Annotated in this window: 22 protein-coding genes and 2 riboswitches; of the genes, 20 read left to right on the top strand and 2 right to left on the bottom strand. The window is 40.6% G+C overall.

All coding sequences use genetic code 11. The annotated features are described in order from the left end of the window. Nucleotides 1–15: 15 nt before the first annotated feature. A complete protein-coding gene (locus LC036_RS07090) occupies nucleotides 16–1,797 on the top strand; it encodes an acyl-CoA dehydrogenase family protein (protein WP_226580284.1) in 1,782 nt (593 codons plus the stop codon). 8 nt (nucleotides 1,798–1,805) lie between these two features. On the opposite strand, the gene LC036_RS07085 is transcribed toward LC036_RS07090, so the two are convergent. Continuing rightward, nucleotides 1,806–1,970, bottom strand: a complete 165-nt coding sequence (locus LC036_RS07085; protein ID WP_226580280.1) for a hypothetical protein — start codon at nucleotides 1,968–1,970, stop codon at nucleotides 1,806–1,808. Between the two features lie 58 nt (nucleotides 1,971–2,028). On the opposite strand from LC036_RS07085, the gene LC036_RS07080 reads away from it, so the two are divergent. The 4 genes from LC036_RS07080 to LC036_RS07065 all read left to right on the top strand — a co-directional run bounded on the left by LC036_RS07080 (nucleotide 2,029) and on the right by LC036_RS07065 (nucleotide 3,680). Next, entirely contained in the window at nucleotides 2,029–2,385 is a 357-nt protein-coding gene (locus tag LC036_RS07080) for an arsenate reductase family protein (protein ID WP_226580277.1), read from the top strand. Nucleotides 2,386–2,468: 83 nt separating this feature from the next. Further along, nucleotides 2,469–2,852, top strand: coding sequence for a glycine cleavage system protein GcvH (gcvH, locus tag LC036_RS07075; protein ID WP_226580274.1), 384 nt, complete (start codon nucleotides 2,469–2,471; stop codon nucleotides 2,850–2,852). 128 nt (nucleotides 2,853–2,980) lie between these two features. Then, complete coding sequence (locus LC036_RS07070; RefSeq protein ID WP_226580271.1) at nucleotides 2,981–3,328, top strand: toprim domain-containing protein; 348 nt, start codon at nucleotides 2,981–2,983, stop codon at nucleotides 3,326–3,328. Between the two features lie 10 nt (nucleotides 3,329–3,338). Further along, entirely contained in the window at nucleotides 3,339–3,680 is a 342-nt protein-coding gene (locus tag LC036_RS07065) for a thioredoxin family protein (RefSeq protein WP_226580268.1), read from the top strand. 93 nt (nucleotides 3,681–3,773) lie between these two features. On the opposite strand, the gene LC036_RS07060 is transcribed toward LC036_RS07065, so the two are convergent. Beyond that, the gene (locus LC036_RS07060; protein ID WP_226580265.1) at nucleotides 3,774–4,196 is read right to left on the bottom strand and encodes a TlpA family protein disulfide reductase; all 423 of its coding nucleotides are present in this window, start codon (nucleotides 4,194–4,196) and stop codon (nucleotides 3,774–3,776) included. A gap of 96 nt (nucleotides 4,197–4,292) precedes the next feature. Continuing rightward, nucleotides 4,293–4,400: riboswitch (SAM riboswitch) on the top strand. A gap of 168 nt (nucleotides 4,401–4,568) precedes the next feature. Continuing rightward, a riboswitch (SAM riboswitch) is annotated at nucleotides 4,569–4,679 on the top strand. 81 nt (nucleotides 4,680–4,760) lie between these two features. On the opposite strand from LC036_RS07060, the gene LC036_RS07055 reads away from it, so the two are divergent. From LC036_RS07055 to yunB, 15 genes are all read left to right on the top strand, one after another. Continuing rightward, nucleotides 4,761–5,786: a methionine ABC transporter ATP-binding protein gene (locus tag LC036_RS07055; protein WP_226580262.1), complete on the top strand. Its 1,026-nt coding sequence runs from the start codon at nucleotides 4,761–4,763 to the stop codon at nucleotides 5,784–5,786. Further along, nucleotides 5,779–6,447 carry a methionine ABC transporter permease gene (locus LC036_RS07050; protein WP_226580259.1) on the top strand — a complete coding sequence of 223 codons (669 nt, stop codon included), beginning with the start codon at nucleotides 5,779–5,781 and terminating at the stop codon, nucleotides 6,445–6,447. The genes LC036_RS07055 and LC036_RS07050 overlap by 8 nt, the downstream gene beginning before the upstream one ends. 28 nt (nucleotides 6,448–6,475) lie before the next feature. Then, nucleotides 6,476–7,333, top strand: coding sequence for a MetQ/NlpA family ABC transporter substrate-binding protein (locus tag LC036_RS07045; protein WP_226580256.1), 858 nt, complete (start codon nucleotides 6,476–6,478; stop codon nucleotides 7,331–7,333). Nucleotides 7,334–7,403: 70 nt separating this feature from the next. Continuing rightward, entirely contained in the window at nucleotides 7,404–7,769 is a 366-nt protein-coding gene (locus LC036_RS07040) for a carboxymuconolactone decarboxylase family protein (RefSeq protein ID WP_226580253.1), read from the top strand. Between the two features lie 193 nt (nucleotides 7,770–7,962). After that, nucleotides 7,963–8,133 (top strand): hypothetical protein, encoded by a 171-nt coding sequence (locus LC036_RS07035; protein WP_226580250.1) that lies wholly within the window; start codon nucleotides 7,963–7,965, stop codon nucleotides 8,131–8,133. A gap of 240 nt (nucleotides 8,134–8,373) precedes the next feature. Beyond that, a complete protein-coding gene (gene sufC, locus LC036_RS07030; RefSeq protein ID WP_226580247.1) occupies nucleotides 8,374–9,153 on the top strand; it encodes a Fe-S cluster assembly ATPase SufC in 780 nt (259 codons plus the stop codon). A gap of 19 nt (nucleotides 9,154–9,172) precedes the next feature. Then, nucleotides 9,173–10,480, top strand: coding sequence for a Fe-S cluster assembly protein SufD (sufD, locus tag LC036_RS07025; protein WP_226580243.1), 1,308 nt, complete (start codon nucleotides 9,173–9,175; stop codon nucleotides 10,478–10,480). Then, on the top strand, nucleotides 10,480–11,700 hold the full coding sequence (locus tag LC036_RS07020; protein WP_226580239.1) for a cysteine desulfurase: 1,221 nt from the start codon (nucleotides 10,480–10,482) through the stop codon (nucleotides 11,698–11,700). The genes sufD and LC036_RS07020 overlap by 1 nt, the downstream gene beginning before the upstream one ends. Next, nucleotides 11,690–12,133 (top strand): Fe-S cluster assembly sulfur transfer protein SufU, encoded by a 444-nt coding sequence (sufU, locus tag LC036_RS07015; protein WP_226580237.1) that lies wholly within the window; start codon nucleotides 11,690–11,692, stop codon nucleotides 12,131–12,133. Before LC036_RS07020 ends, sufU begins: the two co-directional genes overlap by 11 nt. Nucleotides 12,134–12,165: 32 nt before the next feature. Next, nucleotides 12,166–13,563 carry a Fe-S cluster assembly protein SufB gene (sufB, locus tag LC036_RS07010; protein ID WP_226580234.1) on the top strand — a complete coding sequence of 466 codons (1,398 nt, stop codon included), beginning with the start codon at nucleotides 12,166–12,168 and terminating at the stop codon, nucleotides 13,561–13,563. A gap of 202 nt (nucleotides 13,564–13,765) precedes the next feature. Next, nucleotides 13,766–14,092, top strand: a complete 327-nt coding sequence (locus LC036_RS07005) for a hypothetical protein (protein ID WP_226580231.1) — start codon at nucleotides 13,766–13,768, stop codon at nucleotides 14,090–14,092. Nucleotides 14,093–14,584: 492 nt separating this feature from the next. After that, on the top strand, nucleotides 14,585–16,159 hold the full coding sequence (locus LC036_RS07000) for a BCCT family transporter (protein ID WP_226580228.1): 1,575 nt from the start codon (nucleotides 14,585–14,587) through the stop codon (nucleotides 16,157–16,159). Between the two features lie 386 nt (nucleotides 16,160–16,545). After that, a complete protein-coding gene (locus LC036_RS06995; protein ID WP_226580225.1) occupies nucleotides 16,546–17,358 on the top strand; it encodes a sulfite exporter TauE/SafE family protein in 813 nt (270 codons plus the stop codon). Nucleotides 17,359–17,369: 11 nt separating this feature from the next. After that, complete coding sequence (locus LC036_RS06990; RefSeq protein ID WP_319004441.1) at nucleotides 17,370–18,755, top strand: bifunctional UDP-sugar hydrolase/5'-nucleotidase; 1,386 nt, start codon at nucleotides 17,370–17,372, stop codon at nucleotides 18,753–18,755. Nucleotides 18,756–18,873: 118 nt separating this feature from the next. After that, nucleotides 18,874–19,647: a sporulation protein YunB gene (yunB, locus tag LC036_RS06985; protein WP_226580219.1), complete on the top strand. Its 774-nt coding sequence runs from the start codon at nucleotides 18,874–18,876 to the stop codon at nucleotides 19,645–19,647. The last annotated feature ends 28 nt before the right edge of the window (nucleotides 19,648–19,675 follow it).

Raw genomic sequence — 19,675 nt, 5'->3', positions numbered from 1 at the left:
GGGAGGAATATGAATATGAGTGAATTAAAAGAGATGATCAAAGGTGGAGGGTTTATTGTCGAGGATGTAGCGGCAGAACATGTCATTACTCCGGAAGATTTTTCTGATGAGCATTTAATGATTGCTAAGACTGCAGAGGACTTCGTGCTTGGAGAAGTCGTTCCGAAAATTGATAACCTTGAAAATCATGAATTTGAGCATTCTGTAGCTCTTTTAAAGCAGGCTGGGGAACTTGGTCTGCTTGGAGCGGATGTACCGGAAGAATATGGTGGTCTGCAATTAGATAAGATTAGTTCATCTTTAATCACTGAAAAATTTTCACGTGCAGGCGGCTTCTCTGTCACTCATGGTGCCCATGTAGGGATAGGTTCTCTTCCAATCGTCTTTTTCGGTAACGATGATCAGAAGAGCAAATATCTTCCTTTATTAGCTACTGGTGAGAAAATTGCTGCGTACGCATTAACAGAACCAGGTTCAGGTTCCGATGCCCTCGGTGCAAAGACAACAGCTAAATTAAATGAGGCAGGTACCCATTACGTTTTAAACGGAGAGAAACAATGGATTACAAACTCTGCGTTCGCGGATGTATTTGTCGTCTATGCCAAAATTGACGGGGACAAATTTACGGCCTTTATTATAGAGCGTGACTACCCTGGTGTCTCTACTGGACCAGAAGAGAAGAAAATGGGAATTAAGAGCTCGTCCACTCGTACTTTAATTCTAGAGGATGTAGAGGTTCCTGTTGAAAATGTACTTGGTGAGATTGGCAAAGGCCATGTGATTGCTTTTAACATCTTGAATGTAGGTCGTTACAAGCTTGCTATCGGTGGTGTCGGCGGTGCAAAACGAGCGCTGGAGCTTTCGGTTAAATACGCGAAAGAGCGGAAGCAGTTTAAAACCCCAATTGCTAACTTCCCGCTCATCCAGGAAAAAATCGGTTCTGTAGCTGCGAACACGTATGCAAATGAAAGCTCTGTTTATCGTACGGTTGGATTATTCGAACAAAGTATGGGTAAATTGTCAGACGAAGAATTGAAAGATGGAGCCGCTGTAGCTAAAGTTATTGCGGAATACGCAATCGAGTGTTCCTTGAATAAAGTCTTTGGTACGGAATTACTTGATTTTGCCGCTGATGAAGCAGTGCAAATCCACGGTGGGTATGGATTTATGGCAGAGTACGAAGTAGAGAGAATGTATCGCGATTCCCGTATCAATCGTATTTTCGAGGGAACAAATGAAATCAATCGCATGATCGTTCCGGGAACATTGTTGAAAAAAGCTATGAAGGGCGAACTGCCTTTACTCCAGAAAGCTCAAACGCTTCAAGAGGAAATCATGATGATGATGCCTGAAGAGCCTGGCTTGGAACCTCTGGAGCAGGAGAAATATTTACTGAAAAATGCGAAGAAAATTAGTTTGATTGCTGCCGGATTGGCTGCTCAGAAGTATGGGGAAAAGCTTGAAAATGAACAAGAACTGCTTGTAAACATCGCAGATATGGTTGGCGAAGTATACAATATGGAATCAGCCGTTCTTCGAACAGAGAAAGCGTTCGAAAAAGAAGGCCAGGAAAAGCACAACCAAAAACTCTTATACACACAAGTTTATGTACAGGAAGCTTTTAACCGCATTGAAGGCCATGCGAAGGAAACATTGATTGCTGCTGAGTCTGGGGATTCTCTGAGAATGATGCTTGGGGCCCTGCGTAAACTCACACGTCACACACCGACCAATGTCATTACTAAAAAACGTGAAATTGCCAGAAATCTAATCGAAGCTGGAAAGTACACTGTTTAATAAATAAGTCATACAGGGTCTGCACTTTCTAAAAGAAGGTGCAGGCCTTTGTTTATCTTTAGATCTATCATTACTCCTGCCCCTGTCATTAAATGACTTTCATATGAGTTTAATACCCATGTTAAAAAAGGTAATGTGGAAAAAGAATTCATAGAACCAATAGATAAATTCATGAAATATCTCCTCTTTATGTGATAAAATAATAGACAACAAGTTGGGAGGAGGATGAAAATGCCTGTAACCTTCTACTGGTACCCAAATTGTGGTACTTGTAAAAAAGCAAAGAAATGGCTTGATGATGAAGGGGTGGATTACGAAACGGTACATATTGTTAATGATCCTCCTTCAGAAGAGCTTTTAAAGGATTTGGTCTCTAAAAGTGACCAGCCTGTAAAAAAATTCTTTAATACTAGCGGTAAGAAGTATAGAGAATTGAATATGAAGGAAAAGCTAAAAGAAGCAGATGAGGACGAAATGATCCAATGGCTGGCTTCAGATGGAATGCTGATAAAACGGCCGATTATCACTGATGGTACTCAAGTAACCGTAGGGTTTAAACAAGAAGAGTTTGAAAAAATATGGTCTTGATGAGCAGTCCAGTGGAAATATGAGCTGCTAGCTTTTATGTTTGTATTTGTTGTTAAACTATAATTATTGTGGAGGTATTCTAAATGAGCTTACCAAAAGACTTGCGTTACTCGGAAGAGCATGAATGGGTGAAAGAAGAAGGGGACAAAGTAAGAGTCGGTATTACAGACTTCGCACAATCTGAACTTGGGGATATTGTCTTTGTAGAACTTCCTGAAGTAGGGGAAGAATTAGAAGCGGATGAACCATTCGGCAGTGTTGAATCTGTCAAAACGGTATCAGAACTTTACGCACCTTTAAGTGGTAAAGTGGTTGAAATTAATGAAGAGTTGGAAGACAATCCAGAGTTTGTTAACGAATCCCCTTACGATAAAGCCTGGATGGTTGTTGTTGAGCCTGCCAACCCTTCACAAGTGCAGGAGTTAATGACTCCAGAAGAATACGAAGCAATGATCGACGAAGACTAATTTATAATTAAGAACCATCGTACAGGCAGGGCTACATATTTCCTTGTCTGACATGATCGCGTTTGATCTTAATCATGTTCAGACCATGCCTTAAGGCATGGTCTGTTTCTATATAGAAGGTGATGAAGATGGATGGAGAACGTATCGTCATTGTTGAGGGAATCACAGATAAAAAGAAGCTGAAAAAAGTATTAGACGAAGAAATTGAAATCATTTGTACACACGGTACGTTAGGAATTGAACGAATGGAAGAATTAATTTTTGATTACAACTTAGATGAGCGGTCTGTTTACATTCTTGTAGATGAAGATGATTCCGGCTATAAGCTGCGTAAACAATTGACAGAAGAACTGCCTCATGCTGACCATATCTATATAGACAAAGCTTTTCGTGAAGTAGCAGCAACACCAGAACCAGAATTGGCTCGAGCACTCCTTAGCAGGCACTTTACCGTGAAGTCTATCTACTTGATTTAGGAGGCCGATTGTGCAGGAATTTGCAAATAATGAAGCATCACTCAAAATAGAATCAGATCAAATGAGTCTGGTCTTTGTTCACAGCCCTTTCTGTGGAACGTGTCATCTGGCAAGGAAAATGCTGTCAACTTTGGAAGCCTTGTTTGATAAAGGGATTTTCTACGAAATGAACGCTTCTCTTCACCCGGATTTAATGGAAAGATATAAAATTAAAAGTGTCCCTTGTTTACTCGTGGCGAAGAACGGAGAAATACTAGAGAAGATTTATGCTTTTCAATCCGTTCCTTATTTGCACGAACGAATAGTGAATTATGTAAAACAAAAGGATAATTACCCGGGAAATGACGAATGAAAGGTTCATTTCAAGTGAAGACCTCCTCCTATTTTACATAAGGAGGAGGTCTTTTACTGCATTTTCAACATACGAAAAATGTGCTGGGAACGATTAAATAAGACGACCAATGGATTCAACAATTTCAAGAAAGGGTGCTTGGTCTCCAAATATGTCATGAATGCGCCCGTGTTGATCAATAATAATGGTTGTAGGTACACCCTGGCATTCAAAGTAGTCGTAATATTTCCTTCCATCATCTATGAGAGTGGGTTGACTTAAATATTTTTCTGCGTATTTCACACCTTCTTCTAAAGTTCGTTCTCTCCCAGGTACATTAATGGTTATCATCTTTACTTTCTCATGGTCCATTGTCTTATATAGCTGCTCCTTTTTTGGGAGGTCTCTTCCGCAATCCGGGCACCATGATGTCCAAAAAGTTAAGACCAACACTTTTCCAATGTCTTCTTCCATATCGTAGACCGATGACTGGTCAATATAGGGGAGTGCAAGGTTAGGTGCTTTTTCATTTATCATTTGAATTCTCCTTTGAAGTTAAAACTGTAGTTCAGATAGATTGACGGTTATAGTACCCTCATGCTAACATAAGTCATAATTTCATATCGACATCTTCACTTATCCAGAGCGGCGGAGGGACTGGCCCTGCGAAGCCCGGCAACCGGCAAAATATTGCCAAGGTGCTAAATCCTGCGAAGTCAAACCGACTTTGATAGATGAGAATAGTCACAGCGACACTCTTCTATTAAAGAAGAGTTTTTTTATATTTTTCTGTGTCTTTTTTTTCTGAAAAATAGATCATTTATTATTGACACAAAATTTCAATGGTGCTACAATCCATCATGTGCTAATTAAACGAATTAACGTAGTAGTAATTTAATAGATTAAAATCTCTTATCGAGAGCGGCGGAGGGACTGGCCCTGTGATGCCCGGCAACCGGCAAGTGGAAACTTGACAAGGTGCCAATTCCTGCAAAGTTTATTCACTTTGGCGGATGAGAGAACAGATAGAAACACGACGTAAAAACGCCATTCTGTTCTCTTAACAGGCTGGCGTTTTTTTGAATTGGAGGGAGAAACATCATGATTACAATCAAAGATTTATCGAAAATTTTCCAAACAAAAGATCAGGAAGTACGTGCTGTGGATGATCTCAGCCTTTCGATTAATAAAGGTGAAATATACGGAGTCATAGGATACAGCGGGGCTGGAAAAAGTACATTTATCCGATTGCTCAATCGTCTTGAGGATCCTACAAAAGGATCCATTCAAGTAGATGATCAAGATTTGACTGCATTAAGTAAAGGGAAATTGAGAATTGCCCGTCAGGATATCGGAATGATTTTTCAACACTTTAACCTGCTTTGGTCACGGACGGTTCATGATAATATTGCTTTTCCTTTGGAAATTGCAGGAGTTCCTAAAGAGGAAAGGAAAAAGCGTGTTGATGAATTAATTGAAATGGTCGGACTTAAAGGGCGGGGAGGTTCTTACCCTTCGCAATTGAGTGGAGGACAAAAACAGAGAGTTGGTATTGCGCGTGCGCTAGCGAATAACCCAAAAGTGCTGCTATGTGATGAAGCAACTTCGGCATTAGACCCCGAAACAACAGATTCAATTCTGGACTTGTTGGTCGATATTAATGAAAAACTCGGTCTGACAATCGTTTTAATTACCCATGAAATGCATGTCATTCGTAAAATATGCCATCAGGTTGCGGTAATGGAGCAGGGTAAAATCGTAGAGCAGGGGGATGTACTGGACGTTTTCCTTCACCCTGAAAAACCGGTCACCAAGAAATTTGTAGATCAGGTCATGGGAGATCCAGAAAAAGAACATTCTATGCAGTTGATAAAAGATAACTATCGATCAGGAGAAATTGTACGTCTGCATTTTGTGGGAGAAAGTACAAACCAGGCATTGATCAGTGACGTTTCCAGAAAGTTTACACTGGACGTGAACATCCTTCATGGGAAAATCACACAAACACAAAAAGGTGCTTATGGAACGATGTATGTTCAGTTTGAAGGAGAAGATGCAGAGGTTGCGCGTGCTATCGAGTATATTCAGTCCACCTCTGTAGAAGTGGAGGTGAATCCAAGTGTTTAATGAATTGTTTCCTAACGTAAATATGGAAGATATGATTACAGCTACCAATGAAACGTTGTATATGACGTTGGTTTCGGTAGCCGGAACATTTATCATCGGACTTTTCTTAGGTTTATTGTTGTTCTTATCCGGACCAGGAGGTCTTTGGCAGAATAAAGTATTGAATATGATTACAGCATCTGTCGTTAATGTGTTCCGCGCCGTTCCTTTCATTATATTAATTTTGCTATTATTCCCGTTTACTGATTTCTTAATGGGAACGATTCGTGGGCCGAAAGCTGCACTGCCTGCGTTGATTATTGGTGGCGCACCCTTTTATGCACGCTTAGTGGAAATTGCCTTGAAAGAAGTGGATAAAGGGGTGGTGGAAGCTGCAAAGTCGATGGGAGCTAAGTACTCCACGATTGTATTCAAAGTATTACTTCCGGAATCAATGCCTGCTCTTATATCGGGGATTACAGTAACGGCCATCGCTTTAATTGGGTATACAGCTGTGGCAGGTGCAATTGGAGCTGGTGGATTAGGAGATTTTGCTTATTTTTATGGATTCCAGCGTAGTAACTGGGATGTCGTATTTATGTGTACGATCCTTATTATAATTATTGTGTTTATTTTCCAATTCCTCGGAGACTTAGTGACCCGTAAATTGGATAAAAGATAAAAATATAGATATAAAGGGAGAGAAAAAAATGAAAAAACTATGGACAAGCGTACTAGCGTTATCATTTGTACTTGTACTTGCAGCATGCGGTTCTTCAGAAGAGGACTCATCTGGAGCGGAATCAGACAGCGGTGAAGGAAGCTCTGAAATAAAAGTTGGGGCTACAAGTGTGCCGCATGCTGAAGTGCTGGAAGAAGCAAAACCTCTACTTGAAGAAGAAGGTATTACGTTAACGATTGAGGAATACCAGGACTATATCCTTCCAAATAAGGATTTGGCAGAAGGACGCATTGATGCAAACTACTTCCAGACGATTCCATATTTAGAATTACAGGAAGAAGAGAATGGATATGACTTTGTAAACCTTGGTGGAATTCATATTGAACCGATTGGCGTTTACTCTCAAAAGTATGACAGCCTGGAAAATGTTGAAGATGGTACAACGTTGGTTATGAGTCGTTCTGTATCTACTCATGGACGTATTCTATCCTTATTAGAAAAAGAAGGATTAATTACGTTGGATGAAAGTGTGGAAAAAGTGGATGCTACGGTTGAAGATATTGTAGAGAATCCTAAGAACATTGAATTTGACACAGGTGTCGATGCAGCCAATCTTCCAGAGGTGTATGAACGGGAAGAAGAAGTGCTTGTAGCCATCAATACAAACTACGCCATTGAGGCTGGGCTTGTTCCAAAAGATGATGCCATTATTCTTGAAGATACAGACTCTCCTTATGTGAATGTTGTAGCAGCTCAAAGCAAAGATGAAGACAACGAAGCACTCAATACGTTAGTAGATGTTCTTCGTTCAGATGAAATTCAGACCTTCATTAAAGAAGAGTATGACGGAGCGGTTGTTCCAGTCTCCACAGAGGACTCTGAATAACGGATAAAATAAGTGACTGCGGTTTATACTAACCGCAGTCACTTATTTTTTTATGGGAGGTTCACGCGATATGCAGGAACATAATATGACATGGACGCAGACATACTTACATGATTATAAGGAAGGAATGGGTGTTTTTTCGGAGCACATGCCCGAAGTGGCTCATAAATTCAGCGAGTTTACACAGGAATGCTTTAAAGAAGGCGAACTGTCTAAAAAGAATAAGCAGCTGATGGCATTAGGGATTAGTATAGTCGCACAAGATGAGTACTGCATGATTTACCACACAAAAGGCTGCGTAGATCAGGGAGCTACGGAAAAAGAAATTCTTGAGGCGTGCGGAGTGGCTGCAGCGTTTGGTGGCGGTGCGGCTTTGAGCCAGGCTGTTACGCTCGTCCAGGATGCTTATACCGATTTAACAACGAACACAAACTGATTGAATAATTTGAAAATTTAAGAAAAAGAGATGTATTTGGTATGTATGGTTGATTCAAGCGCTTTCATCGGCTGAAACCTTAACAGAGAGCTATAAATGGCGTTTCAACAGATTTTATATGGGGTATAGTTTTGTGATACTCTGAATTGTGTAAATAATCTGAAAGGGTTGATTCGTTATTAGCGGTCTGCATTTGAATTACACGTCCGATATGGAAAAGGCGATGCACCAAGCGCATAATATGAGTTATGCGGAGTACAGCAGTAATTTAGACACACGTCTTAAGGTGGAAGAAAAGCGTCAACGTGAATTCGAAAGAAGTCAGAAGATGATTGCCCAGGTCGACCGTCAATTGAATAGATAAAATATTTCATTGGATGAATCAGGTGCCTTTAGCGACCTGATTTTTTCATGTTACAATATAGTAGAAAAATGATGAATTTTGTTAGAAAGAACTCTTATATCCTTTGTTCTAATCATAACGGGAAAAAGTTGATTACAAATACTAAATGATATAAGATTGTAATGAGAATAAATTGAGAATGGTTCTTTGATTCCAATCAACCTGGACATTCGATATTAATAGATACTGGAGGTATATATTATGGCAGGATCAACGTTAGAAATTAAAGATCTTCATGTAGAGATTGAAGGTCAACAAATTCTTAAAGGTGTAAACTTAACAATAAATGGCGGAGAATTTCACGCTGTTATGGGACCAAACGGTACGGGTAAATCTACTCTGGCTTCCGCAATTATGGGTCACCCTAAATATGAAGTAACTAAAGGTGAAGTGTTACTTGATGGTGAAAATGTGCTTGAAATGGAAGTAGACGAACGTGCTCAGGCCGGTCTATTCCTTGCTATGCAATACCCTAGTGAAATCAGCGGTGTTACAAACTCTGACTTCCTGCGTTCTTCTGTTAACGCTCATCGTGAAGAAGGCGATGAAATCTCCCTGATGAAATTCATCAAAGATATGGATGCAAAAATGGACACGCTGGAAATGGATAAAAATATGGCTCAGCGTTATTTGAATGAAGGTTTCTCAGGCGGTGAAAAGAAACGTAATGAAATCCTTCAGTTAATGATGATTGAACCAGCTATTGCCATCCTTGACGAGATTGACTCAGGACTTGATATCGATGCATTGAAAGTCGTAGCAAAAGGAATCAATGAAATGCGTAACGATTCATTCGGCTGCTTAATCATTACTCACTACCAGCGTCTATTGAACTATATCACTCCTGATAAAGTACACGTTATGATGCAGGGTCGTGTTGTGAAATCAGGCGGACCTGAATTGTCTCAGCGTCTGGAAGAAGAAGGATACGACTGGATCAAGCAGGAGCTTGGCATCGAAGACGAAACGGTCAACGCGTAATTAAGATAGGAGGGTAAACATGACAGTAGAAGTCTCACTACCATACGATAAAGAGTATGTCACACAATTCTCCCAAGGCTTACAAGAGCCTGAATGGATGAAAAACCTTCGTCTGAGTGCCTTGGAGAAATCGGAATCTCTTCCATTACCAAAACCAGATAAAACAAATATCTCAAAATGGAATTTCACAGAATTTGATCACCATGTTACAAGTGATCAAATCGATTCTCTGCAGGATCTTCCAGAAGAGATTAAAAGCTTTTTAGATGAAGAAAAAGAACAGAAAAACCTTGTCATTCAACGAAATCATACAGTGGCATATGCTGCGATCGATCAAAAGTTGAAAGAACAAGGGGTTATATTTACAGATATGGCCACTGCTTTACGTGAGCATAGTGACCTTGTAGAAAAATATTATATGAATGACGCCGTTCATGTGGATGAGCACCGTTTAACCGCTCTTCATGCTGCATTAATGAATGGAGGCGTCTTCCTTTATGTGCCAAAGAATGTACAGATTGAAGATCCTATCCAGGCGATTTTCTGGCAGGAGGATCCAAAAGCTTCATTGATCAATCACATTTTAGTGGTAGCGGAAGAAAACAGTTCTGTCACGTATGTGGAGAACCATATTTCTCACAATAAAGAAGAAAAGACTTCTGCAAACCTTGTGACTGAGGTCATTGCAAAAGATGGAGCAAAGGTTTCTTTCGGTGCTGTAGACAACTTCGAAGCTGGAACAACTGTCTATGCCAACCGTCGTGGTGTTGCTTATCGTGATGCCGTTATTGAGTGGGCACTTGGTCAGATGAATGAAGGAGACACAGTCTCTGAAAACATTACCCACCTTATTGGTGACAACTCTCACTCTAACGCGAAAACGGTAGCTATCGGCCGTGGCGACCAAAAGCAGAACTTCACAGCAAATATTACTCACTTCGGTAAAGGTTCAGATGGGTACATTCTTCAGCACGGAGTTATGAAGGACAAAGCTTCTGCTATTTTCAATGGAATTGGAAAAATTGAACATGGTGCAAGTAAGTCTAATGCTGAACAGGAATCCCGAGTTCTTATGTTGAGTAAAGATGCCCGTGGTGACGCTAACCCGATCCTTCTTATTGACGAAGATGATGTTACGGCAGGTCACGCTGCGTCTGTTGGACGTGTAGATCCGATCCAGCTTTATTATCTTATGAGCCGTGGTATTTCCAAGTTTGAAGCAGAGCGGTTAATCATCCATGGTTTCCTTGCGCCTGTTGTAAACCAATTACCTGTAGAGGCTGTTAAACGTCAGTTGAAACAAGTAATTGAAAGGAAAGTATATTAATGGATGTAAAAGCAGTACGCGAGGAATTCCCGATCCTCCATCAGGAAGTTAACGGACATCCGCTCGTGTATTTGGATTCCTCAGCAACTTCTCAAAAGCCTTTAAAGGTAATTGAAAAGCTGGAAGAGTATTATCGAGGGTACAATTCAAACGTCCATAGAGGTGTGCATACTCTGGGTACAATAGCTACAGATGAATACGAAGGGGCACGTGAAAAAGTGCGCCGGTTTATCAACGCCTCAAGTACCCAGGAAGTCATTTTCACCCGTGGAACGACAACAGCTATTAATACTGTGGCAGCAAGTTATGGTCGAGCCAATTTGTCAGAAGGAGATGAAGTGGTTATTACGCCAATGGAACACCACAGTAACATCATCCCATGGCAGCAAATTGTAAAAGAGACCGGGGCAACGTTGAAGTATATTCCGCTTCAGCCGGATGGTACCATTCTTCTTGAAGATGCCAGAGCAACGATTACGTCAAACACAAAGATTGTTTCCATTATGCATGTATCAAACGTGCTTGGAACAATTAACCCTGTTAAGGAAATAGCTGAAATAGCACATGATAATAATGCCGTCATGCTTGTTGACGGTGCACAAAGCGCACCGCACATGAAAATTGATGTGCAGGATTTAGATGCTGACTTTTATACTTTTTCAGGTCATAAAATGTGTGGCCCGACGGGAATAGGTGTTCTTTACGGAAAGAAAGCTCTTCTTGAAAATATGGAGCCGGTAGAGTTTGGCGGCGAAATGATTGATTTTGTGAACTTGTACGACTCCACATGGAAAGAGCTCCCTTGGAAGTTTGAAGGGGGCACTCCAATCATTGCGGGTGCAGTCGGACTGGGAGCTGCGATTGACTTTCTGACAGATATCGGATTGGACGATATTAAAGCTCATGAAGAAAAGTTAGCGGCTTATGCTCTTCACGAAATGAATAAAATTGACGGGATGCAGATCTATGGTCCGGAACATCGTGCCGGATTGGTCACGTTCAATCTAGCAGACGTCCATCCTCACGATCTGGCTACTGTCCTGGATGCAGAGGGTATTGCTGTTCGTGCTGGTCATCATTGTGCGCAGCCTTTAATGCGTTGGCTTGAAGTTTCAGCAACAGCGAGAGCAAGTTTTTATTTATATAATACAGAAGACGAAATCGACCGACTCGTTGCAGGATTACAAACGACAAAGGAGTATTTTGGCGATGTCTTTTAATAATTTAGATACACTATATCGTCAAGTCATCATGGATCACTATAAGAATCCACGTAACCGTGGATCTATTGAAGGTAACCCGATGACGGTAGATATGAATAATCCAACCTGTGGTGATCGTATTCAACTTCAGCTTCTAATTGATGACGGAGTTGTAAAGGATGCGAAGTTTGATGGGGAAGGTTGTTCCATCAGCCTTTCTTCTGCTTCGATGATGACACAGGCAATTAAAGGGAAGCCCATTGATGAAGCATTAAAAATGTCTGAACTTTTTTCAGAAATCATGCAGGGGAAAGATATCGACGAAGAGGATCTGGATCTTGGTGATATTGAAGCGCTGCAGGGAGTTTCCAAATTCCCGGCGCGTATCAAATGTGCGACGCTTGCTTGGAAAGCGATGGAAAAGGGTGTCGATGAAGAAATTCAGGACTAAGCTTTTGTCAATACCAAAAGGAGGTATTTAACATGGCCAAAAAAGAGCCAGAAGTGGGAGAGTATCAATACGGATTCCACGAAAAAGATATTTCGATTTTCCGTACGCAGAAAGGTTTGACGAAAGAAGTCGTTGAACAGATCTCCAACTATAAAGAAGAACCGAAATGGATGCTTGACTTCCGTTTGAAGTCTCTTGAGCAATTTTATAAAATGCCAATGCCACAGTGGGGCGGCGACCTTCAGGAACTTGATTTTGATGACATCACTTATTACGTGAAGCCATCTGAGCGTTCAGAACGCTCCTGGGATGAAGTTCCTGAGGAAATTAAAAACACATTCGACCGTCTAGGTATTCCAGAAGCAGAACAAAAGTATCTCGCTGGTGTGTCTGCACAGTATGAATCTGAAGTCGTTTATCATAACATGGAGAAAGACCTGGAAGATCTAGGTGTAATCTTTAAAGATACAGATTCCGCCCTTAAAGAAAATGAGGATCTCTTCCGTGAATACTTCGGTAAGGTTATCCCTCCATCTGATAATAAGTTCTCAGCATTAAACTCTGCTGTATGGTCTGGCGGCTCTTTCATTTATGTACCGAAAGATACAAAAGTGGAAACTCCGCTTCAAGCCTATTTCCGTATTAACTCTGAGAATATGGGTCAGTTCGAGCGTACGCTGATTATTGCTGATGAAGGATCATCTGTGCACTACGTAGAAGGTTGTACAGCTCCTACGTATTCATCAAGCTCCCTTCACAGTGCGGTTGTTGAAATCTTTGTAAAAGATAATGCTTACTGCCGTTATACAACCATTCAGAACTGGGCGAACAACGTTTATAACCTTGTTACGAAACGTGCGGTTGCAGAATCAAACGCTACAATGGAATGGGTAGACGGTAACCTTGGTTCTAAACTGACTATGAAATACCCTGCTGTATTGCTTAAAGGTGAAGGGGCACGTGGAATGACACTTTCCATTGCTCTTGCAGGTAAAGGTCAGCACCAGGATGCTGGAGCGAAAATGCACCACTTAGCTCCAAATACTTCCTCCACAATCGTTTCTAAGTCCATCTCAAAACATGGTGGTAAAGTAACGTACCGTGGAATTGTACAATTTGGACGTAAAGCAGAGGGAGCTCGTTCCAACGTTGAGTGTGATACACTCATCATGGATAACGAATCCACATCTGATACAATCCCATACAACGAAATCATGAATGAAAACATCTCTCTTGAGCATGAAGCTAAAGTTTCTAAAGTTTCTGAAGAGCAGTTGTTCTATCTTATGAGTCGTGGTATTTCTGAGGAAGAAGCGACTGAAATGATCGTTATGGGCTTCATTGAGCCGTTCACGAAAGAACTGCCAATGGAATATGCAGTAGAGATGAACCGTCTAATTAAATTCGAAATGGAAGGTTCCATCGGTTAATCACTCTAAACCCCTGCCGCAAAATTTGTGGCAGGGGTTTTCTTTGTTCTCTATCTTCTTGTGTCAATTAAACTGAATTTGTTACATGCTCTATCGTCCCTTTCTCCCTGGAAGGATCATTCTTCTTGCGAAACAATAATGATTTATGATTGCATATAAGAGGCTCATTAAAAGATTTGTATCATTCAAAGGAGGGAATTGAGTGGGACTTCACATCGATTTTTCGGGCTTAGAAGCGACTACCCTAATGGTGCTGTATTTTTTCGTGAGTATTTTGTCTTTGTTAATAGCAAATGCAAGCGAAGATTCCATTATCACCGACAGAATCAACAAATATATCTTCTTCTTTGTCAGTCTGATTTATAGTTACATAGGTCCGAAAGTGTTAATGGGTGCTTTTATGGCGGTTAACTACTATTCGGCATTAAACCCAACAGTGTATTATCTGTGTGTCTGGGGAGCGTTCATAGGGTTTAGTTTAGTTCAATACTTAGTTTATAGGGTTTTGAATACTGTGGATGCAAAATAAGCCTGTCTGTTAGCGAATTGGAATAAAAATCTCTCATTGCTGTCTCATTTATATATTCCGGTGCTAGAGTTTGTTCTTGGAAGAAGGGGACTTAGTCCTCTTTAACAAAGGTATTGTGATAACCTTTTAGAACCAGTGATTTTTTTAAAATGGCCAGGTCACTGTCGGTGTAAATGTTTTAAGGAGTTAATTTACTGTTTCAGAGGAAATGGTTTTAAGGAATATAGCGTTGAGGGTAGAGTTTGCTTTCATCGTCAGGACTACGGGAGACGGAAAGTCTTATAATTTTCAATGCGTCCTATGATGACATCGAAAGCCTTACATCTTACAGGGCCTGATTGTCCCAGCCACTATCCCCCTGCTATATGACAACTTATATGTCGAATTCAGATCTCTTAAATACCTGACGGAAGAGCTGTTGGAATATTCAACCTTTACAAATTTTGCTATATTAAGATAAGCTTTAGAAAGTTTGAAAAGGGGGAATAGAAAATGTCGTTGGCAGCTGAAAAAGAAGTAAACCAGAGTCCGGGTGGGAAACAGAAAACACGAAAATCCGTTTTTATACCTGCCTTTTTAATAGTTGGAGGAGGAGCTATTCTTGGAATAGTGAACAATCAGGTGTTGACTGAGATTACCATGAACGGATTTACAGCATCGTTAAAAGGACTTGGGTGGCTTTATCAAATCATTTCCTTGATGGCACTCATTATTGTGAGTGTTGTAACCTTCTCGAAAATAGGGAGTATTCGACTGGGAGGTGCTGATGCTAAGCCTAAATACCCGTTCCGTTCTTGGTTTGCAATGGCTTTGACTGGAGGGGTCGCCACAGGTGTTATCACTTATGGAGTAAACGAACCAATTATCTACTTTGGGAACATTTATGGAGAATTGAATAATACAGGGGTGGAGCCGGGGACTGCTTCTGCTGCATTTTTTGCCATGGGACGATCTTTGTATAATTGGACTTTTATCCCATATGCGATGTATTCACTCAGTGGTTTGGTTGTTGCCTATATGTATTTTAATAGAAAAAAGGAATTGTCGGTTACGGCAACTTTAACGCCATTGTTTGGAAACAAGATTACCAGAGGTTTCTGGCCGGGGATTATAGACACACTGGCAGTATTGGCGATAGCCCTTGGTTTAGCTTCATCACTTGGAGCTGGCTTGGCATTGGTTGGTTCTGGAATTGAAATGACTTATGGATTTGAACAAGGTCCGATTCTTTGGTTTGTGCTAGCCTTTTTAATAACAGGGTTGTTTACAATATCCGCATTAAAAGGGTTGGATAAAGGGATTCGTAAAATGTCATCGTTTAACGCCAATGTCTTTTATTTCCTGCTTATTGTACTGATAGTAATAGGACCAACGCTATACATATTAAACTCTACGACAGCTGGATTTTCTTATTGGCTGCAGAATTTCTGGGGATGGGGTCTCGATCCAGGAGTGATCGGTGGAGAGGCGCTGGTTATGTGGTGGACACTATATGATTGGGCTATTTGGATAGCCTATGCGCCTTTAATGGGGATCTTTCTAGCAATCATATCTTATGGACGCACCATTCGTCAGTTTATGGTCATCAATTGGATATTACCAGCCGCTTTTAGTGTTCTTTGGTTTGGGATTTTTGGCGGAACTGCTTTACATTGGCAGGAGAATAACACTGTTGATCTTATTTCAACCATTAAGGAAAATGGTGCTGTTTCAGCTTTGTGGACATTTTTAGCCCACCTGCCTTTTGCTTCAATCATTATTCCGATTGTAATGATTGCCTTGATTCTCTCATTTGCTACTGCCGCGGACTCTATGGTTCGTGCTATAGCAACATTATGTACCATTAACATCCGCTTTGATGAAGAACCAGCTAAATGGAAAATGCTGTTGTGGGCTGTTTCCATTGCTGTTATTGCCTATGTAATGGTTGCTTTTGCAGGTGGGGAACAGGGAGTCGATGGAGTGAAGTATTTAGCTGCCCTGGGTGGATCGGTGGTTTTGTTTGTTTTTGTGCTACAAGTATTTTCCGCCTTCAAAATGTTTTTTATTGATAAAATTGAGAAATGATAAAACATAACAAAAAATGGGGATGAGGGAATGTTCTTTTGCAGAAATGGTTACTCCAGTTTCTCCTTCCATGGAACCTTCTCTTGATGTTTTGTATGTTTTTTCAGGTTTAATCCTCATTTGTATGACGTATGCTGCATAGACTTTCTACCTTCAAAAGGCTTCTTTTTATATAGATGGAAGTTCACTCGAGAAAACACCATTTGATTATTTTGTCCACCCGGTACGTTTTCCTATATAAGCTTGTATAAGGGGAATCGGGCTTACTTTTTATGAGGATTAACTGGAATGGTTTTTGGTTTTATCTATAAGACAAGGCGTGATGTTTTATGAATACAAAACATGATACTATAATATTATCTATATAGAGTTAAGGAAGGTACTGTATGTTTTTTGTGATGTTCATCATTGGCTTAGTAACAGCATTGGTTGGTAGTGTCGCCGGTCTTGGCGGCGGTGTAATTTTAGTTCCTGTTCTGCTTTTCCTGGGTGACCATTTTTCATCCTTTGACTGGGTCAGTCCGCAGTCTATTGTGGGTGTTTCACTGGTTGTCATGATTTTTACGGGCATGTCATCCGCTATTTCGTATATGAAGCACGAGCGAGTAGATAAAAAAATTGGTTTAATTTTCCTTTTCGGGAGTATTCCTGGTGGAATTGTAGGATCATGGTTCAATCAATATTTTAAAACAGATGGTTTTTCCCTGTTTTTTGGCTGCGTTATGATTATAGTATCTCTTCTATTTTTCATACCGAGAAGGCAGATAGGCGATCCGCTTATTAAAAAAGGTCTAAAGAGGGAAAAAACCATTGATGGAAAAACTTATACTTATCGAATGCCGTTTCTCATTGGATTTGTGCTTTCGTTTACAGTTGGAATGTTGTCGGGTCTGCTTGGGATCGGCGGAGGGTCTCTTATGGTTCCAGCGATGATTCTTCTGCTGAACATCCCTCCTCATATTGCGACAGCGACATCGATGTTTATGATTTTCTTTGCCAGCATATCAAGTTCTGCCATGCATGTATTTTTAGGACATGTTGAACTGGGATATACTCTCTGGTTTATACCAGGTGCTTATCTAGGAGGTACACTGGGGGCAGGCATTAATCGAAAGCTTAACGGCAGAGCGGTTGAATGGTTTCTTCGAGTGCTGCTTATATTAATTGGTATTCGCTTAATATGGCAAGGTTTAGGGTGAGGAGACTGATGATGAAGGAAAAATTATTTTTTTATTATACGAGTGACTTGCACAGCCACTTTGAAAATTGGCCCCAAATCGTCGGCTACTTTAATGAACAAAAAAAGAAACACGATTACAAAGGTGAAGAATATTGGCTGTTTGATAACGGAGATCATTTAGACCGTTTTCATCCAATTGCTGAAGGGCTGATGGGAAAAGGAAATGTCGAACTTCTTAATCGGGCCGGATATAATGTGGTCACTATCGGCAATAACGAAGGAATCACGCTTGCTAGTGAAGATCTTCACCATTTATATGATCAGGCAGAATTTCAAGTTGTATGTGCCAACTTAAAGTGCGATGAGACAAGCCCGCCAATCTGGTTGAAACCATACCATATTATGGAGTCTAAACTTGGTACAAAGATTGCGGTTATTGGGTTAACTGCACCATTCAGGGCATTTTATCAAAAGTTGGGCTGGGATGTTCAATCTCCTTATGAAGTTCTGGATGAATTGCTGATGGAGGTTAGCGAAAAAGCGGATATCACGATTCTGCTTTCCCACTTGGGAATTAATGATGATGAGGAAATTGCCAGGCGGTACAGCGACATTGATATTATTATTGGCGGGCATACACATCATTTATTTAAAAATGGAGAGTATGTGGATGGTTCTCTTCTTACAGCCGCAGGTAAACATGGAACACATCTCGGCGAGGTTATGGTTGAGTGGGATTTAGAGACCAAAGAGATGGATAACAAACAGGCGTATGCTATACCTACAGAACATCTGAAAAAAGATGAGCAGGTTACAGAACATATCAAACAGATTCGAGTAGAAGCGATTGAACGTCTGGGAACGCCTGTCACTTATTTAAAGGAACCTCTGCATATTGCTTGGTTTCAGGATACACCATTAATGACGAGGCTGACAGAACAGTTGAAAAGCTGGACATCCTCAGATATCGCTATGCTGAATGCCGGCGTTCTCCTGGATCATTTACCTGCAGGTGAGATTACTTATGAAGATGTACATCGAATCTGCCCTCATCCTATGAACCCATGTAAAGTAAATTTAAAAGGGGATGAACTGCTTGAAGTTATTAGAGCGGCTCATACAAAAAAATTGACCGAAATTAAATTGAAAGGCTTTGGATTTAGAGGAGAGGTTATAGGGAAAATGGTGTTTGCCGGAGTGGATATTGAAGTATCTACTGATGGAGACGGGGTTGAGCATGTAAGAAAAGTCACTTATGAAGGCAGTCCCATCGATTATGAGAAGGTATACAGCTTTGCTACGGCGGATACGTTTACTTTTGGGAGGTTCTTTCCTGAGATTGCCTACGCTTCTACTAAAACGTACTATATGCCTGAACTGTTGAGGGACCTGTTGTCAGAAGCACTTAAAAAATAGAGGATAAATGATGAAAAAGCTGCCTTTCCGGCAGCTTTTTTTGTTTTCAACAACCTTACAAAATGGAAAGGATACATCCTTAATTCCTTTCATATACATAGGTGAGGAGGGTTGTTGGATGTCCAAAAAACACGTGACATCAAGTTCTTCCATTGGAAAGCGGATTGTTATTAGTATCGTCTTTTTTGCCCTTTTCACTGCATTAAGCCTATGGTTTATTAATAGGGGAGTAACACCAGCGCTTGTAGAAATTGCAGAAACGAAAGCTCAACAGCTTGCAAGAGATGCTATTAACGAAGCTGTAAGTAAGACAATTGCAGAGGACTTACAATTTAATGACCTCGTAAAGATGGAAAAAGATAATCAGGGGAATATTGTATATATGGGTTGGAATTCAGTCGTTGTAAATAGAGCCTTAAGAGACACGACGATCCGGGTGCAAAATTTCCTAAAGCGGATGGAGCTTGGAGAACTTCCTATGGAAGACACGGCACTTGAACCCAATATAGACCCTGATCGAACTCAGGATGAAGAGGGAGAACAGCCGGCTACACTTATTGAATTACCAATAGGGTTAGCCACAAACAATAGTCTGTTGGCAAACCTGGGACCGAAAGTACCCGTACAATTAAGAGTCATTGGAGATGTTCAGTCTGAAGTAGACATAGACATGACGGAATATGGAATTAATGCAGCATTATTTGAGTTAACGATTCACTTTGAGGTAAATGTTCGAATTGTTATTCCATTTTCTACGGAAACTACAGTTGTAACGAATAATATCCCTATAGATCAAGCGACAATCTTAGGAAAAGTCCCGGAATTTTATGGAGGAATGACAGGGGATGAAGGAAATCCATCATTCTCTGTTCCTATGGAACCCTTGCAATAAATGTCTTACCCTGATAGAATAGCTAAGA

The organism is Halobacillus litoralis (genome assembly GCF_020524025.1).
GTDB lineage: Bacteria > Bacillota > Bacilli > Bacillales > Halobacillaceae > Halobacillus > Halobacillus litoralis_D.
The sequence above is the reverse complement of the archived record's forward strand: the minus strand, read 5'-3'. Positions and strand labels throughout refer to the sequence as shown.

Coding starts and splice junctions, on each gene's coding strand:
- LC036_RS06995 (WP_226580225.1), top strand. CDS start 16,546: ATGTTTTTTGTGATGTTCATCATTGGCTTAGTAACAGCATTGGTTGGT.
- sufC (WP_226580247.1), top strand. CDS start 8,374: ATGGCAGGATCAACGTTAGAAATTAAAGATCTTCATGTAGAGATTGAA.
- LC036_RS07045 (WP_226580256.1), top strand. CDS start 6,476: ATGAAAAAACTATGGACAAGCGTACTAGCGTTATCATTTGTACTTGTA.
- LC036_RS07055 (WP_226580262.1), top strand. CDS start 4,761: ATGATTACAATCAAAGATTTATCGAAAATTTTCCAAACAAAAGATCAG.
- LC036_RS07060 (WP_226580265.1), bottom strand. CDS start 4,196: ATGATAAATGAAAAAGCACCTAACCTTGCACTCCCCTATATTGACCAG.
- LC036_RS07070 (WP_226580271.1), top strand. CDS start 2,981: ATGGATGGAGAACGTATCGTCATTGTTGAGGGAATCACAGATAAAAAG.
- yunB (WP_226580219.1), top strand. CDS start 18,874: ATGTCCAAAAAACACGTGACATCAAGTTCTTCCATTGGAAAGCGGATT.
- sufD (WP_226580243.1), top strand. CDS start 9,173: ATGACAGTAGAAGTCTCACTACCATACGATAAAGAGTATGTCACACAA.
- LC036_RS06990 (WP_319004441.1), top strand. CDS start 17,370: ATGAAGGAAAAATTATTTTTTTATTATACGAGTGACTTGCACAGCCAC.
- LC036_RS07040 (WP_226580253.1), top strand. CDS start 7,404: ATGCAGGAACATAATATGACATGGACGCAGACATACTTACATGATTAT.
- gcvH (WP_226580274.1), top strand. CDS start 2,469: ATGAGCTTACCAAAAGACTTGCGTTACTCGGAAGAGCATGAATGGGTG.
- sufB (WP_226580234.1), top strand. CDS start 12,166: ATGGCCAAAAAAGAGCCAGAAGTGGGAGAGTATCAATACGGATTCCAC.
- LC036_RS07020 (WP_226580239.1), top strand. CDS start 10,480: ATGGATGTAAAAGCAGTACGCGAGGAATTCCCGATCCTCCATCAGGAA.
- LC036_RS07080 (WP_226580277.1), top strand. CDS start 2,029: ATGCCTGTAACCTTCTACTGGTACCCAAATTGTGGTACTTGTAAAAAA.
- LC036_RS07085 (WP_226580280.1), bottom strand. CDS start 1,970: ATGAATTTATCTATTGGTTCTATGAATTCTTTTTCCACATTACCTTTT.
- sufU (WP_226580237.1), top strand. CDS start 11,690: ATGTCTTTTAATAATTTAGATACACTATATCGTCAAGTCATCATGGAT.
- LC036_RS07090 (WP_226580284.1), top strand. CDS start 16: ATGAGTGAATTAAAAGAGATGATCAAAGGTGGAGGGTTTATTGTCGAG.
- LC036_RS07000 (WP_226580228.1), top strand. CDS start 14,585: ATGTCGTTGGCAGCTGAAAAAGAAGTAAACCAGAGTCCGGGTGGGAAA.